Here is a 13,385-nt window from a genome sequence, read left to right on the forward strand (position 1 = left end):
TCGGATTGCCCGCGATAGCCCATCCAGTCTCGGTTTGCCACCAGTGGTCAATGACCGGCTTATCTGCTTTGCTTTCGACCCATTCTAGCGTTGGTGGGTCAAGACGTTCACCTGCCATGAAAATAGAATCAAGATTCGACAAGTCGTATTGCTTAATGAACTCGCCTTCTGGGTCTTCTTTCTTAATTGCACGGAAAGCGGTTGGCGCGGAGAAAAGCACATCCGCTTTGTATTCATCACAAACACGCCAGAATGCACCCGGATCTGGTGTTCTTACCGGTTTGCCTTCGAATAGAATTGTCGTACAGCCATGAATCAACGGTGCGTACACAATATAAGAATGACCAACGACCCATCCTACATCCGATGCAGCCCAGAACACACCATCTTGAGGAATGTTATAAATCGACGTCATCGAATATTTCATCGATAGCGCATGATCTAGTCAAAGCAAGGCATCGACAGACATAATTATCTTCAGGACATTTTTAGGGACATCTGCCTATGAGTTGCGGCAGAATCCAAGGGGGAGTTTACCTAGCGCTTTGTGACTTATAGGCATTTGGTTTGTACGCGCCACCCACTATACCCACCGTTTTGAATGCTACATGGTGGCGGACTCGTGCTCCGTCGTTCGGGGGCTCCCTCTACCCCCACCACCCCCACTATATAGATAGAGTAGAAAGAGGGGATACCACCTACCCCCTAGACGGTCGTTCTTTCGGTTCGATAGATATATAGTGGGCGACGGATGGTGGGCGATAGACCGCACTCCCTTGGGTTTTGCCCACTGTTGCACGATGCAACTACTCGCTCTCGTCGCCAAAGCATATAGCTTCTATTGCAGCATGAACATCTTCCACTGTCTTTTGCCCCTTCTTGATAAGAGACCTAATTCTATTCCCAGCATTCATACGCTTTTGTCCATTGTTCAAATGGGAATATCGTCTAAGTAAATCACCGGAATTCATATCCAACAATTTTTCAGCAATAGCAATAACATCCATTGGAGAGAAGCCTTTCAACAACATTTGAAGCTCATCGCCACATCCATCTGTCTCTTTATACTTGGCTCTTCTAATTTGAAATTCGCTAGACATGTTTTTCATTTCTTGTTCTTCATCTAATGCACGTAGAACTTCATTCGCATCTGATGGGTCATAGTCGATGTCGGGCATCCACGACGATGCATCTCCGAGACTCTCGGATATGCCTGTCGATATCGCTGGGACCACAGATACGTCATCACTAGAGAGCGCTGCCCCCGAGCTTCGGAGAACGTCATCATAATTTAGTCCGATGTCATCATTCTCAGGAGCTATATCTATGAACTCTGCCGTCAAAGGCGCTAATTGCTTGTTTCTAACCTTATGTTCAACGCCATAATTATCTTGAACCAAAACCCATGCACCATGTTTCAAGATGCGAACATGCAAGCCGGATTTGAGTCCTGATGTCACTTTGTGAGTCATGCTTTTCATATATCTTCCTTATATCAGTCATTCGATGTCAATTAAGATTCGCCGCGCTCATGAAGGCTCGGAGCCACTAGCACGAGCCTCGCTTAGAAAAGGAAAACATGAAGAAAAATTCGGACACAATTTCAGAAGATTGTAAGATTTTAAGCCTGTGAAATTTGTCACGCTCTCATGACTTAATGACATCCCACAGGATGTACGCTCTATAGCTAATACGTCCAAAGACCTTGGTTTTGGGACATCATGCGATAGTAACTAGATATGGCATGGCAACAAGAAATGATACAGAAATCTATCGCCCACGATTGAGCCATAAGTTGTTCCTATAGCTGGGTATATAGGGGATATTTGCGGCTTTTAACACTTTGACATGCAGCTTCGTACTGGGAAAATCTGTTCAAAAATATATATGGGGTATATATACACACCCGAAAAAAAGCGAAGGGACCCGACAAAGTCGCGAGGTTACACAGCTCTCTCAATATAAAACGACACCCACAGACACCATTGCTCAACAGAGAAATAAACACCAAGGAGATGTGTATATGTGTAGTCGTCGACACACATATACACGAAAACGATTTAAACGCAGCCACCAAGTTCCGCTCTATTGGCTTTTGACAGGTCAACTCTCCCGTCCTTCAATGGAATACCTTCTTTGATAAGTTGAGATGCTTGTCCATTATGCTTGATAAGTTGACCATCATTTCTTATCACTCTGTTGGTAAACCGAACATTTCTTGAATCTCTCTCAACAGCCGTTCCCAGCATTGTACCAATCGCTTGCCCGCCGACTTTGTGTCCGTAGAACTTCAAAGATAAATCACCATACGTAGTGATCGTGCCTTCAGGCACTGACTGTTGTAATAAATGAAGAATCTCTTGCCAATTTGTTTTCGTCATACTCTTTCCCCGTTGCGTGTAATCCAACAGCTGCGATTACAACATGTAAATCAACACTATGCAGATTCGTATATCCAAAGTTCCACAGTGTGTAACGATAATTGACGAGATATAGAGAGCCATGATCCAATGGGTCTGAGGTCACGACCACATGCACAGCGGCCTTATAAAACAACGCTTGAAACGCCCTCCTTTGGATTCAGCCCCCTTTGGAGGGTTTTGTTTTTAAAGGGCTGAGAATGGGCTGAAAGTATGAATATTACCGAACTACGAAAATCCTTGGATTCGCTGCCGATACTAGCTAAAAATCGCAACCTATCTATGCATGACTTCATCGAACGCCAAAAAGACGAAAACTTCCCAGATTTAACTGCCAAAGCCTTTTTAATTGCTAAAGACTGGGCACTAGAACCAAGCTTACCGAAGGTTGCAAAAAAACATGGACTCAAAAAAATCGAAGTCCAAGAAATAATTCAACACCCCTTGGTACATGCTGCAATGATTCGTATGAGAGACATTTATTGCCAACATGACATCATCGACAAAGCGTGGATAAAAGCCCAACGCGTAAGAGCACTACACATGGCTATGGGAGACGAGGAAATCTATCAAATAGACAGGAACGGAATGCAAGTTGAAGGGCAAGAAACAAACTTAACTGCCGTAAGAGGTATTCTGCAAGATTTAGAAAAATCCCATGGATTTAACTCAGACACCCTTAACCCACGTCCGGTTTTCAATGTGATTAGTAGCGGAACTGTCAATATCGATGGTAATAGCTTTTTGAGTCAGTTTAAGGAAGAAGACAATGCTCCCTTGGATTCTGTTGAAACAGTCGAATACAAGGAAATCAAGAATGATTAACCCATTCATGACACGCCCTCTTCCAGTTCAATACCCCGACCAATACATCGGACTAGAGGACGAACTACTCAAACGTCACTTAACCATCATAAACAATAACTGGTATGCGGTTGATTCAGAGTTGAATGCATACCCTATACACCCGAGCGGTTTCGTTCATGAGGTAAAAGCAAGCGATGTAAAAGAACGAATATCCGGTAAACTCGGGGAGTATCTAGAATCCAAGAGTGGACCAAAGGGGATACCGAAACAGACACCTCCTCTTCCCGTACTAATGAAGTGGGACATGGATAACTGTGATGACCATTATCACTTGCTGAAAAGAGCACAAAAATATCCTCACATGCCACCTAACTATCTTGATACATGGCTCATAAAAGAGATCGCTAAAGCACCGACTTATGAGGTATTTGGTCATTCCTTACAAGTCTTGGGAAGCACAGATCGGACACGCATCCATTGGATTGAAGCCAATAAGGAAGAACTGTTCAGAAAATTTTTGGTGCGGGCTGGAGTTCCGAAGAATTGGAAAGAGATAAACATTCTTTAGTAATTTATTAAGAATTGGCTCTAGTGGATACTAGAGCCAATAGAGACCTAAAGCCCCATTAACTGAGTGTATATACTTCGCCAATCAGCCGGGACGTCATCAAAGTCATTACCCCACGTCATAGTTTCTCTGAATGCACGATATGGTTTCTCTCTACTAGGTGCATCATAGTTCAATACATCTTCCATACAATTGCTGAGCACGAACAGGTTTTCGTCACAATCTAGCGCTGCTCTTATATGTTCATTATGAAGCTCTGCTCCCGCCGTTCCTTCATCTGAGTCATGCATAACTACTGGGGTTATGCCCACTGCCTTGAGATATTTAATCAGTGATATTAGAACTGGTTTTCCTCTACCTTTTATTACCTCACAAGAACTTCTAACATAATCTCGTTGCTCAGCAGAAAGCCTAGCCGTAGTTTCCCGAATAACTATATCCTCAGTATCCCCTTCAACTAATATTGTTCTCTCGCTAAAGAAAGCACGCGATACATAGTCATCGAGCTTTAACAACATTTTCAAGTAAGTTTGATCATTCCCTTGAAGCTCTTGAAATGCTCTAGACACTGAGAAGTTGATAATCTCACTACCAGATGGTGTTTTCGTAAATCTAATTAAATTTTGTTTTGGCTTACGCGATAGATCTATCATGTAAGGAGAGTGGGTAGACGCCAATATTTGACTATGGCGACCAACCAAGTCATAGATGGTAGCTCGCATTTGATTAGCAGCCGAAGGGTGCAAGAAGATTTCTGGCTCTTCAAAACCGATTATTAACCCCCTTCCATTATTGTTGTCTCGTTGCTCCTCCCACATCTTTCTAAATCGTAGCAAGCTAAACACCGCTGAACGGATCACACCTGTGCCCTGATGACTAATTGGTGTCCTAACATTACTTTCCAGTTCAATATCAAATTGAGGTACTAGCACATCATCAGGATTACTTAAGTCTGCAGAAACATGAACCGAAGACTCTGGAAATAGAGATGACATCACAGTGTTTAATTGGGTCAGTAGTTGACCAAAATCCGAGTTTTCATCTGTCGGATCAAGCTCAGCAGCAAGGCTGTTAAGGTAATTCTGCGCGTGTGCATAATGAACTGAATTATCGCGTACATCTTTAAACAACTCTTTAAGAGTTTTTTGAAGTGTGCCAGAAGCTTTTGATAATTCTCCCTCACCTGACTCCGCAGGGATCGGCAAGTACCTTGGCAATCTCGACAAAACATTTCCAGGAATGCCTCCTGGATTCTTAAAAAACTCTTCTCGCTCTGTTATGTTCCAGAGTTCGTCGATGTAATCCAGTCGCTCTTTATTTTTGGCTGTGATATTGCCTTCAGCTTTATCAAACGCTTCGATAAGTAGCTCTTCACTAATCCCAGCTTCAATAAATGACTCTATCGTTTTCAACCCTCGATACTCTTCCTTAAGCTCACGAGCAAACGCTTTTAGATACTGAACAGGGGCTTTCCCGGGTGTCCAAATCTTTCGATAAATGATTGATATTCCAGTTTCTTCTGAGCCATCTTCAACATCGTAACTGAATGTTCGACCAGCAAAGCCTCTCCAAGTTCGAGAATCTTGGCTAACATCCCGAAACTCCGCAATCATCTCAACTTCTTCTACAGCTCGCTCACATTCCCCTTCTTCGTTTCGGACAGAATGGAAATCCTCAACCGGCATTTGTTTACCCGAAAGCAAGTATTCAATAGCTTTCAGTAGTGAGCTCTTACCACTGTTATTTTGCCCAATGAGAAAAGTAGCTTCATTAAAGTCTACTTTTACATCTACCAGTCGCTTGTAACCTTTTATGCTCAAAGTATGTAGATACATCTATAGTTCCTTATGTTGCCATATACGATTAGCATACATAGACCACAAGTTACATTGCTACTGCAAGCATATAAATTCAAAGATGGGACGGCATGCGACATAATCCATTACCTTAAATGATTTTTTCTATCACTTATCACGGATTTCTCTCAGTAAGCAGTCGCTAATATGTCTAGGTATTAGGCGAAGCCATATGTTATGACTTCGCTTTAAGACAAAGTTAAATACCAAAGGACATTAAAGCCTCATGAACATCTTCATAACATTTAAGGTGAGTTTCGAGTTCGATCAGCTTTTTACGACTATCCTTCAACCATTCGCAAGCTGTATCATCAAGCATGATTAGACCATTAATTTTCAGGCTATTTCTTGGTCTCGTAGCTGACTTCAAATACCCGGTAACTTTATCCAGCCTGATTTCTAACTGGTGAATCATCTCCTTATAAGACTCTATAGTCTCATTCACAGCCTCCAATACTAAACGAAAGTAATCCTCACAAGCGTTCATCATTCGATGGTTTGCGGCTAACTCAAGTTGAGCATGTACCATCAACTTAAATTCATAAGGTGTACAATTCGCATGATCTTTCATTCTTTATCTCCATGCAAAAAAACAAACATTCGATAGAAGCTGCAAAATACAGCCTCTTTGGCTTATTAAATAAATAAGGACGCTTATGCGCCCTTTATTCTTCGTAGGAACTTTTGTTCAAGTTCATCGATTTCTTGTAATAGAAGCTCTGGTACTTCTTGCTCAAAATCTTCATGCTCTTGGGCAATTTGGTACTTTATGTCCAATGTGAATATGATTTCTTGTTTAGTCATGTTGGTGTGTCCCCTCTGGTTTGAGCTTTTTGTGGTATTTTCGTATTTGTCGACCTAGCGCAGCTTGTTCTTTTGATTGATTTCATCTAGTGCTTTTCGATTACGACGATTCCTTAATTTCGACTGTAGGCCTAGCCCACCATAAACTTTAGGATTCTTTGACATAAGCACCGACCTCAGCAAAGAATTCACGCTCCGCCTTATCCTGCTCGTCACGAAGCATCTGCTCGGCTTGCTCGTGTGCGATTGTGCCTTGCTCTGCAGCATCGACACCACGCTTCCGCATAGCGATGTCCGCCATAGCTTGTGGATCAACTACACGAAACTGTACATCACCCTCGGAGATCAGTTTTGCATTGGCTTGGTTGTAATCCAGAGCTTCCTTCACCTGATTTAAACGTGTCATTTTGGCTTCTTGTTTTGCTAGACTTGCTTTGATTTCTGCTTGCGTCTCTGGGTCTCCTATTGAATTCGCTAATTCGAATTCAAGACGGGCGCTTTCTGATTCGATTTTTGCCTTGTCTGCTACTAATTGATTGCGTTTTTGGATTAAAGTCATTAATAGTTTGGAAGTCTTCTCTTTCACCTTTTCTTCATTCGCTAAAGCCTCTAAAACCTCCTTCTCCTGCTGTTCTGAAGACGCACTAACATCACTAACATGCTTTTCGATCAATGGTAGCAAGCGATTGATCTCCATGGCTTCAACATGTAAGCCTTTATAGAGCTCTGAGCTTTGTGGTGTCACTTTTAATAAGTCCTTTATATTTTCATGGCGTTCGCGCATATCGTTAAGCTGGCGTTGCTTATTAAGAGCCTGATACATGTGTTTATCCTTTCGTTTAGGTAATAAAAAAGCCGCTTATGCGACCTTGTTGTTTTGGTTATTAGTTAAAAGCAGCTATTTGTCAGAACTCAGAATGAAGTCATTCTCGGCATCCTTTATCTTTTGTTGTCTTTTAAGCGCTGCTTCTACTGTCTGCTTTTGTGTTCGACGCTCATTGTTCAAATGCACAGCACGGCAAGCCAATTCATATTGAAGCCCTGAAGGAACTCCTTTACGTGCATCTATACCTTCACGACTAAGACGCTCCTTCATTCTTCCCAGAGACACATGATCCTTTGGATCACGGGGACTAACATATCCTGTCGGTTCTGCAACCTCAGCATCTACTTGTTCTAACAATAATTGTTCTAATACTTCGCTAAGTGACTGTTTTGATTTTCCCATGACTTACCTCTCTTACTTGTTCGATTTCATTCTTCTTAAAACTTGTTTGCTGCTGTACTCTCTTCAAATGTCGTTTCACTTTCTTGGCTTCAAGTTTTTCAGGGAACCAAAGGTCACCCTTAGTGATGTAATCCGGCTCAGCGACGATCCGAGCGAAATCCTCGTCACTCATCCGTTCAATTTGTGTCTGACGTCTGCACATTTTCATTCCCTAAACCATCATCAACAAAGTCCCAGTCATCAGCGCAATCTAAATCGCCAATGCCAGTGCATTTAATGATTGAACTCGCCAGTTGCTCCACTGTTGGAAGTCTAAAAGCTTTTGTATTCTTGCCCATCCAGCAGCTAGGCTTAACCAATTCTTTAGCTACGACCTTGTATGTGTCACTCCAAAACAAGTTTTCACTTGTCGGTACTCGTTTATTAAATACTCGCGAGCTATCATTCATCCAATTCATAGCATCTTTAACAACACTGCTTCTCGATACGCGGTCTTTTCCAACATTCAAGTCAACGTTCCACTTGCCAGTCTCTACAACATGAATCCAATATGCAGTTACAGGGCAATCCGCTGTAGCTAAACGCATGCGCTGATCGTGCAAAATTTCTGTTTCTGGGGCGACTTTAAGATTACTTGTAATGTCACGATTCATTAGTTCAAACATCATTGCTTCATAACCACCTTCGTCCTCCATTTGCCTGTATATCGGGTCAAAGTAGTCAGAATTTGATGCAATATCAGAGGGCACCTCTAATACGAACCATCGTCGAGATTGAGGGCCTGCCGGAATAAACCAACTTTCATTGGAGGCTATGCCTAACCTCATACAGTTTCTATATCTGACTGCATCTATCCCTTTGCGCTCGACCATCAAGTGTTTCTCGGTGACTAGGCCTTTCAGCGTACCAGCGACCTTCTTGTTGCCACCGTACGTCACCTCGTCCGCGAAGATGAATAGCGCTTCCCCCATGTGACCGTTGAACTTACCGATTAGCTGTTCTTGCTGAACTAAATGCTTGAAGTAACGTCCAAACAGCTCACCAAAGATATTGAAGATAGTTCCCTTACCAGCGCCTTCTACACCTTTTAAAATGACAGCACAGCCCTTTGGGTTCATAGGTTCTTGGATTGCGTCAGCCATCCAATCTAACATCCAGTTGCCGTATGATTCATTGCCTCCACAGACTTTGAAGATGTGCTTTTTGAATAAGGACCAATCACCTTCAATCGCTTGATACTGCCATCCCGTCCACATGTTTAGGGCATTGCCTACCTCCTGCCCTTTGCCAGGTTCAAACACTAGTCCACCTTCATAGATTCGCTTATCTGGGCTATCACGCCATATCTTGTTCTTTTGCACTCGTTTAGAGTTCCCGTTTGCATCAGCGATCAAAACAACGTCATGTTCTGTGAGGCTAATGAAGTCTGCTCTAGTGATGAGAGAGTAAGGCTCTTTGAACGGATCATCAGTTGGAGTCTCAACCATTATTCTGACTTTGCCACCGTGGAGAACCATTGCGTACTTCTTGTTGTACTCGGCTACAATGTCTTCAGCTTCTTGTGACGGTGCGTCAGCACCCTTGGGTTCATTCTTAGGATTGAATCCGCCTTTTTGTGCGAAGTGGATGAGCGAACCCACACGGATTTCACCTGCCTCGTCAAACGATTTCCACCGAACTTCAACTTCGCCCTGTTCATAACGGTCACCGCGTTGGCTCCATCTATCCGCTAATTCGAATCCAATGCTATTGGGGTATTGGCTATGCACCGCTTGTAGAACAATGAGCCACTCGTCATATTCAAGGTCGTCAGGGTCGATGAAATCGAGCATCTTCTTAATCTGACGAGGTGTATATTTATTCTCGATATCTTCTTCGCTCATTTCCTCAGAACCACGCCCCAAACGTTTTTTCTCAGAGCTTGGTTTTGCCAGCGACTCTAAAACCCACGAGGGGATTTCTGCAGGTGCAACCACTGTCGGAAGCATTTCATATTCACCATTCTTAACTATCGACGGATAAACCACGATATGCGACTTGCAAACATTCTCCTCTCCACCTCTTGTGTCTATTGCTTTAGCTAACTTACTCGTCGATGACTTCGCGCCATCCGTCCATTGAAAAATGTAGTGCGTACCACCTGATGCCGTATGCTGAATTTGAGTTTCAGGTAACTTACCGTGTTCTTGCTCTAGCATTTCTAAAGCGACGAACCCTTTATTACCTTTCTTGTCTTCAACATCGACGTCTAGCGCAAAGATGCCTCCATGCTTTCCACAAGCCAAGCCCAAATTGAACCCACGAAACTTGCCTCCTAACCCAAACCAACGTTCAATCGTCGCTTGCGACTTCGCTGCTTGTGCATAGCTAACACCCATTGCGCACGAAGGTAGACTCTTACCTTCGTGCTTGTTGGGATCTACAGGCAGCACGTAATAACCTGCCTCTATATAGACTAAAGCCGCTTGATAGATACGCTCTGCTTGGTCAGTTAATTTCGAAACTTTTGATAGTTTCTCAAAATCGATAGCTTCAACCTTCCCTCCAAACGCCATTAGTTGCTCTCCCTAGAGTTCATAGGTGTTAGAACTATTTTTCCATCTAAGTCGACACCAAGGTGACATTCGGGAACAATTCCAATATCTAAAGAAGCAGTGATGAGCTCAGCTCCTTTGCGCATGGCTTCTGATGCGCACGTTCCTTTGTTTTCAGTAATTTCTTTGGTTTTTTCATACCATTCACGATTCACTCGGGGTTGGGCTTTGTGATCTAAGTGGTCAATGCTCATGGCAATGCTCTCCTTTCAAATTTCCTCTAGGTATAAAAAAACCCTCTGTACGACAAATGATGAGTCCTGAGCGAAATCGGACTACTAAAACGTACAGAGGGTTTTGGTATTCTGTTCTGATATGGCATACCCCGCCATATCAGACCCCCATTATAACATGCGTGACGCTGTCACACAATTTGTGTTACATCATACGACCCAATGTGACATATCGATCGTGTGACACTCGTCACATATAAAAATGTCATCAAGCAGCCACAAGCTTCAGCTTTATTGATTCACCTTGATAGTTAGAGGCCGTCTCTTTTTGGGCTTTGTATTCCTCAATCGCTTTCTCAAGCATTCGCTCCCACGCCAAAGAACCAGCTAACTTTTCAGCAATGAAAACTGATCGTCCGTAGTGACGCTCATTCACTTGGCTACCAAGACTGTGATTCTGACAACGAGCTATAACATCGGCTTTGACTCCATTGTCTCCCATGATGGTTGAGAAAGAATGACGTACATGCTTCAAAGTTACTGGGTTGGTAATAGCCCCAACCTCTCTTGCTCGACGTATGCTATTGCCAATACCAGATGTATTCGCATATTCGGCCAAGTAAGGGCTGTAGGATGGGAATATCCACTCTTTTTGATGACTACTGGTGTACTGCCTTATTTGGTCAGCTTGTTTTAAGCACTCCCACATCAAATCATTTACGACAAGGCTGTGTGGTTTATCCATTTTGGTTTCTGGCATCATCAGTAGAGTTACATGGCTACCCTCATGATTTATAGTTACTAAGTCATCCCACTTCCTGAGTTGAATCTCTGCAGGTCTTGAGCCACACCCTGCAATAATTGCACGGCATAAGTTTGCGCTGTTTGGTGTCATCCAATTCTCACATTCAACCCAGAGCTGGGCTAAGTCTTCGAGTGTTGGTATATACCCAGTTTTGATTTTTACGCGTTTTTTTCGAATGTCAGAGATTGGATTGTATTCAGGTAAACCAAAGTGCTCACGCATCCTTGCCGTCCCTCTAACGAAGCCAAAAGCAGCCTTCACGAATACAAGAGCCATATTCCAACTACTGTCAGTTTTAAAGCCATTATCTAAAGCGTCTTCAACGTCAGACATTTTTACTTCTCTAGCTTCCATCCTTAGCAAGTGAATGGGCATTCTCCGCAGAAGATAGTTGCGTATTTGGTTTACTGAGCTAGTGCCTTGATTGACTCGGTCATCGATGTAAACTTCAAACAGCTCCTTTACTTTCGGTTTTACGTAATCTCTTTCTCTTCTTTCAGCCTCAAACGCTTCAACTGCGTTTCTTTTCTGAAACGATGTTGCTCCAGATGTTTTCTCGACCACTTCTCTCGCTTTCTTTCTCGCAACCTCTAGCGACATCGAATCCAAAGAGCCTAGAGAAACGGACGCTTTCTGTTTACGTCCGTTTAATAATGTTTTACCTGTGTCGTAATAAACCGCCCAAGTTTTCTTACCAGAGGGTTGAACCACTATCCTAAGACCAGAGACGGAGCCTGTTCCGGTGTCACTGACTGTGTATTTTGATTTTCTACGAGAAAGACCTGCAATAAATGCTTTGGTAAGGTTTGCCATAAATTACTCCCATAAAAAACGCCCAATTGAGGGCGGTTTCTTGTCATTCTGATATGTGTCGACGTCGACGCATAGATATCGCTATAAAGTCCTAACTACACTTCTTGTATTGCTCACCATAAGGTTTCCTCAACTTATCAATCATGAATATCATCTGCTTAACGGGCGACCACACTATCACCATCAAGATTCGCTATGGCAAAGAATAAAAAGTTATAGACGCCCAACTGATAACAGTTTTATCAGTAAAAATTGAGATAAAATAACAATGTCGACACTGAGTCGACGCTTATAACCAGAGATTATTCTAAAGAGTGAAATCAGAGCATTCATTACATGGATATGCCTATTCATCTTCAGACTTAGCATCGCGATAACCTCTGCTGTACGAAATGGCAGCGACAGCACCGATAACACACCACAGAAATGCGATAATAGAAGTTGTCGGAAAAATGCCGGAGCCATGAATACCGCCCAAAATCAAAGGAGATAACAACCAAAGATACAAATACCACTTGTCTCTCAACTTATTCATCATTACCTTCCCTCCGTCTAAAACGTGGCAGCTAAAGCAGAAAAGAACGCTTTGATTAGAATAACAACCATTTCAAATGGAGCAGCTAAGATCAATATCCAAACTGCTGGGTCAGTTAAATGTTCAACCTCCAATCCCGCATATTTAATTGATACAAATACTCCTATAGATAAATAGCATATGAACGCTAATAACACTTTTTGCTTAACACTCATGCTTCATTTCCTATCAGCTTTCAGGTGAACAAACATTAACCACACCGGTTAAACCACAGCTTAACTCCATGTCTATCTCGCACGATAAAAATAAATATAAATTATTATAAATCAACGAGATACGATAGAAATTACAACATGCGATACCATATTTTGTCAATGGTGGTTCATCTATGGGCTGGTCGTGAAATCTTGCTTGTTCAAGCCTTTAAAATTGGAAGGATTCATCATTTAGTGCTTTTAATAAGGACAACACGGAAAGAAAAAGGACATCCCAAGGGACGTCCTTAATTCTTATCTATATCCATAGTCGATACTGAGTTCATGCAGTACTCGTACTTAGCTAGCCACGTTTAAGCACTCGTTCGATTTCGCCTAGACTGGATGGGTCATCAATGGTTGATGGCACCACGTATTGCTCGCCATCGGCTATTTGACGAATGGTTCTTCGCAAAATTTTACCTGAGCGGGTCTTTGGCAAACGGTCAACAACCAGCGCATGTTTAAAGCAAGCCACAGCGCCAATCTCGTTGCGTACTTTACCCACCAACTCACCTTCTAGCGTTA

15 protein-coding genes and 1 pseudogene are annotated in these 13,385 nt (G+C 42.7%); 2 read left to right on the top strand and 14 right to left on the bottom strand.

All coding sequences use genetic code 11. The features are described from left to right. The 3 genes and pseudogenes from VJL_RS20255 to VJL_RS20265 form a co-directional block, all read right to left on the bottom strand. Positions 1-439: pseudogene (locus tag VJL_RS20255) on the bottom strand (AMP-binding protein); the annotation flags it as partial. Positions 440-806: 367 nt separating this feature from the next. Continuing rightward, on the bottom strand, positions 807-1,481 hold the full coding sequence (locus VJL_RS27565; protein WP_050568877.1) for a hypothetical protein: 675 nt from the start codon (positions 1,479-1,481) through the stop codon (positions 807-809). 579 nt (positions 1,482-2,060) lie between these two features. Beyond that, positions 2,061-2,381 (bottom strand): MGMT family protein, encoded by a 321-nt coding sequence (locus VJL_RS20265; RefSeq protein WP_038880957.1) that lies wholly within the window; start codon positions 2,379-2,381, stop codon positions 2,061-2,063. Between the two features lie 252 nt (positions 2,382-2,633). Here VJL_RS20265 and VJL_RS30030 point away from each other — a divergent pair, with 252 nt between their 5' ends. Together VJL_RS30030 and VJL_RS29155 are read left to right on the top strand one after the other, a co-directional pair. Then, complete coding sequence (locus tag VJL_RS30030) at positions 2,634-3,245, top strand: hypothetical protein (RefSeq protein WP_227741150.1); 612 nt, start codon at positions 2,634-2,636, stop codon at positions 3,243-3,245. Next, positions 3,238-3,795, top strand: a complete 558-nt coding sequence (locus VJL_RS29155) for a hypothetical protein (protein WP_050568878.1) — start codon at positions 3,238-3,240, stop codon at positions 3,793-3,795. Before VJL_RS30030 ends, VJL_RS29155 begins: the two co-directional genes overlap by 8 nt. Positions 3,796-3,842: 47 nt before the next feature. Here the strand turns inward: VJL_RS29155 and VJL_RS20280 are convergent, their stop codons facing one another. The 11 genes from VJL_RS20280 to VJL_RS20330 form a co-directional block, all read right to left on the bottom strand. Next, entirely contained in the window at positions 3,843-5,630 is a 1,788-nt protein-coding gene (locus VJL_RS20280; protein ID WP_038880959.1) for an ATP-dependent nuclease, read from the bottom strand. Positions 5,631-5,850: 220 nt separating this feature from the next. After that, on the bottom strand, positions 5,851-6,222 hold the full coding sequence (locus VJL_RS20285) for a hypothetical protein (protein WP_038880961.1): 372 nt from the start codon (positions 6,220-6,222) through the stop codon (positions 5,851-5,853). Between the two features lie 83 nt (positions 6,223-6,305). After that, positions 6,306-6,455, bottom strand: a complete 150-nt coding sequence (locus tag VJL_RS29695) for a hypothetical protein (RefSeq protein WP_173400284.1) — start codon at positions 6,453-6,455, stop codon at positions 6,306-6,308. Between the two features lie 148 nt (positions 6,456-6,603). Next, complete coding sequence (locus VJL_RS20290) at positions 6,604-7,278, bottom strand: hypothetical protein (protein ID WP_038880963.1); 675 nt, start codon at positions 7,276-7,278, stop codon at positions 6,604-6,606. A gap of 75 nt (positions 7,279-7,353) precedes the next feature. Continuing rightward, positions 7,354-7,683 (bottom strand): hypothetical protein, encoded by a 330-nt coding sequence (locus VJL_RS20295; RefSeq protein ID WP_038880965.1) that lies wholly within the window; start codon positions 7,681-7,683, stop codon positions 7,354-7,356. Positions 7,684-7,859: 176 nt separating this feature from the next. Next, on the bottom strand, positions 7,860-10,238 hold the full coding sequence (locus tag VJL_RS20305; protein ID WP_038880970.1) for a bifunctional DNA primase/polymerase: 2,379 nt from the start codon (positions 10,236-10,238) through the stop codon (positions 7,860-7,862). Next, a complete protein-coding gene (locus VJL_RS20310) occupies positions 10,238-10,471 on the bottom strand; it encodes a hypothetical protein (protein WP_038880974.1) in 234 nt (77 codons plus the stop codon). Before VJL_RS20310 ends, VJL_RS20305 begins: the two co-directional genes overlap by 1 nt. A gap of 247 nt (positions 10,472-10,718) precedes the next feature. Continuing rightward, positions 10,719-12,068, bottom strand: a complete 1,350-nt coding sequence (locus VJL_RS20315) for a tyrosine-type recombinase/integrase (RefSeq protein ID WP_038880977.1) — start codon at positions 12,066-12,068, stop codon at positions 10,719-10,721. Positions 12,069-12,414: 346 nt separating this feature from the next. After that, positions 12,415-12,606, bottom strand: coding sequence for a hypothetical protein (locus tag VJL_RS20320; RefSeq protein WP_038880980.1), 192 nt, complete (start codon positions 12,604-12,606; stop codon positions 12,415-12,417). Between the two features lie 14 nt (positions 12,607-12,620). Further along, positions 12,621-12,818, bottom strand: coding sequence for a hypothetical protein (locus tag VJL_RS20325; RefSeq protein ID WP_038880983.1), 198 nt, complete (start codon positions 12,816-12,818; stop codon positions 12,621-12,623). 343 nt (positions 12,819-13,161) lie between these two features. Then, positions 13,162-13,385, bottom strand: a 224-nt coding sequence (locus VJL_RS20330; RefSeq protein ID WP_038880895.1) for an AMP-binding enzyme, incomplete at its 5' end; no start/stop codon positions are given.

The organism is Vibrio jasicida CAIM 1864 = LMG 25398, assembly GCF_000400365.1.
Lineage (GTDB): Bacteria > Pseudomonadota > Gammaproteobacteria > Enterobacterales > Vibrionaceae > Vibrio > Vibrio jasicida.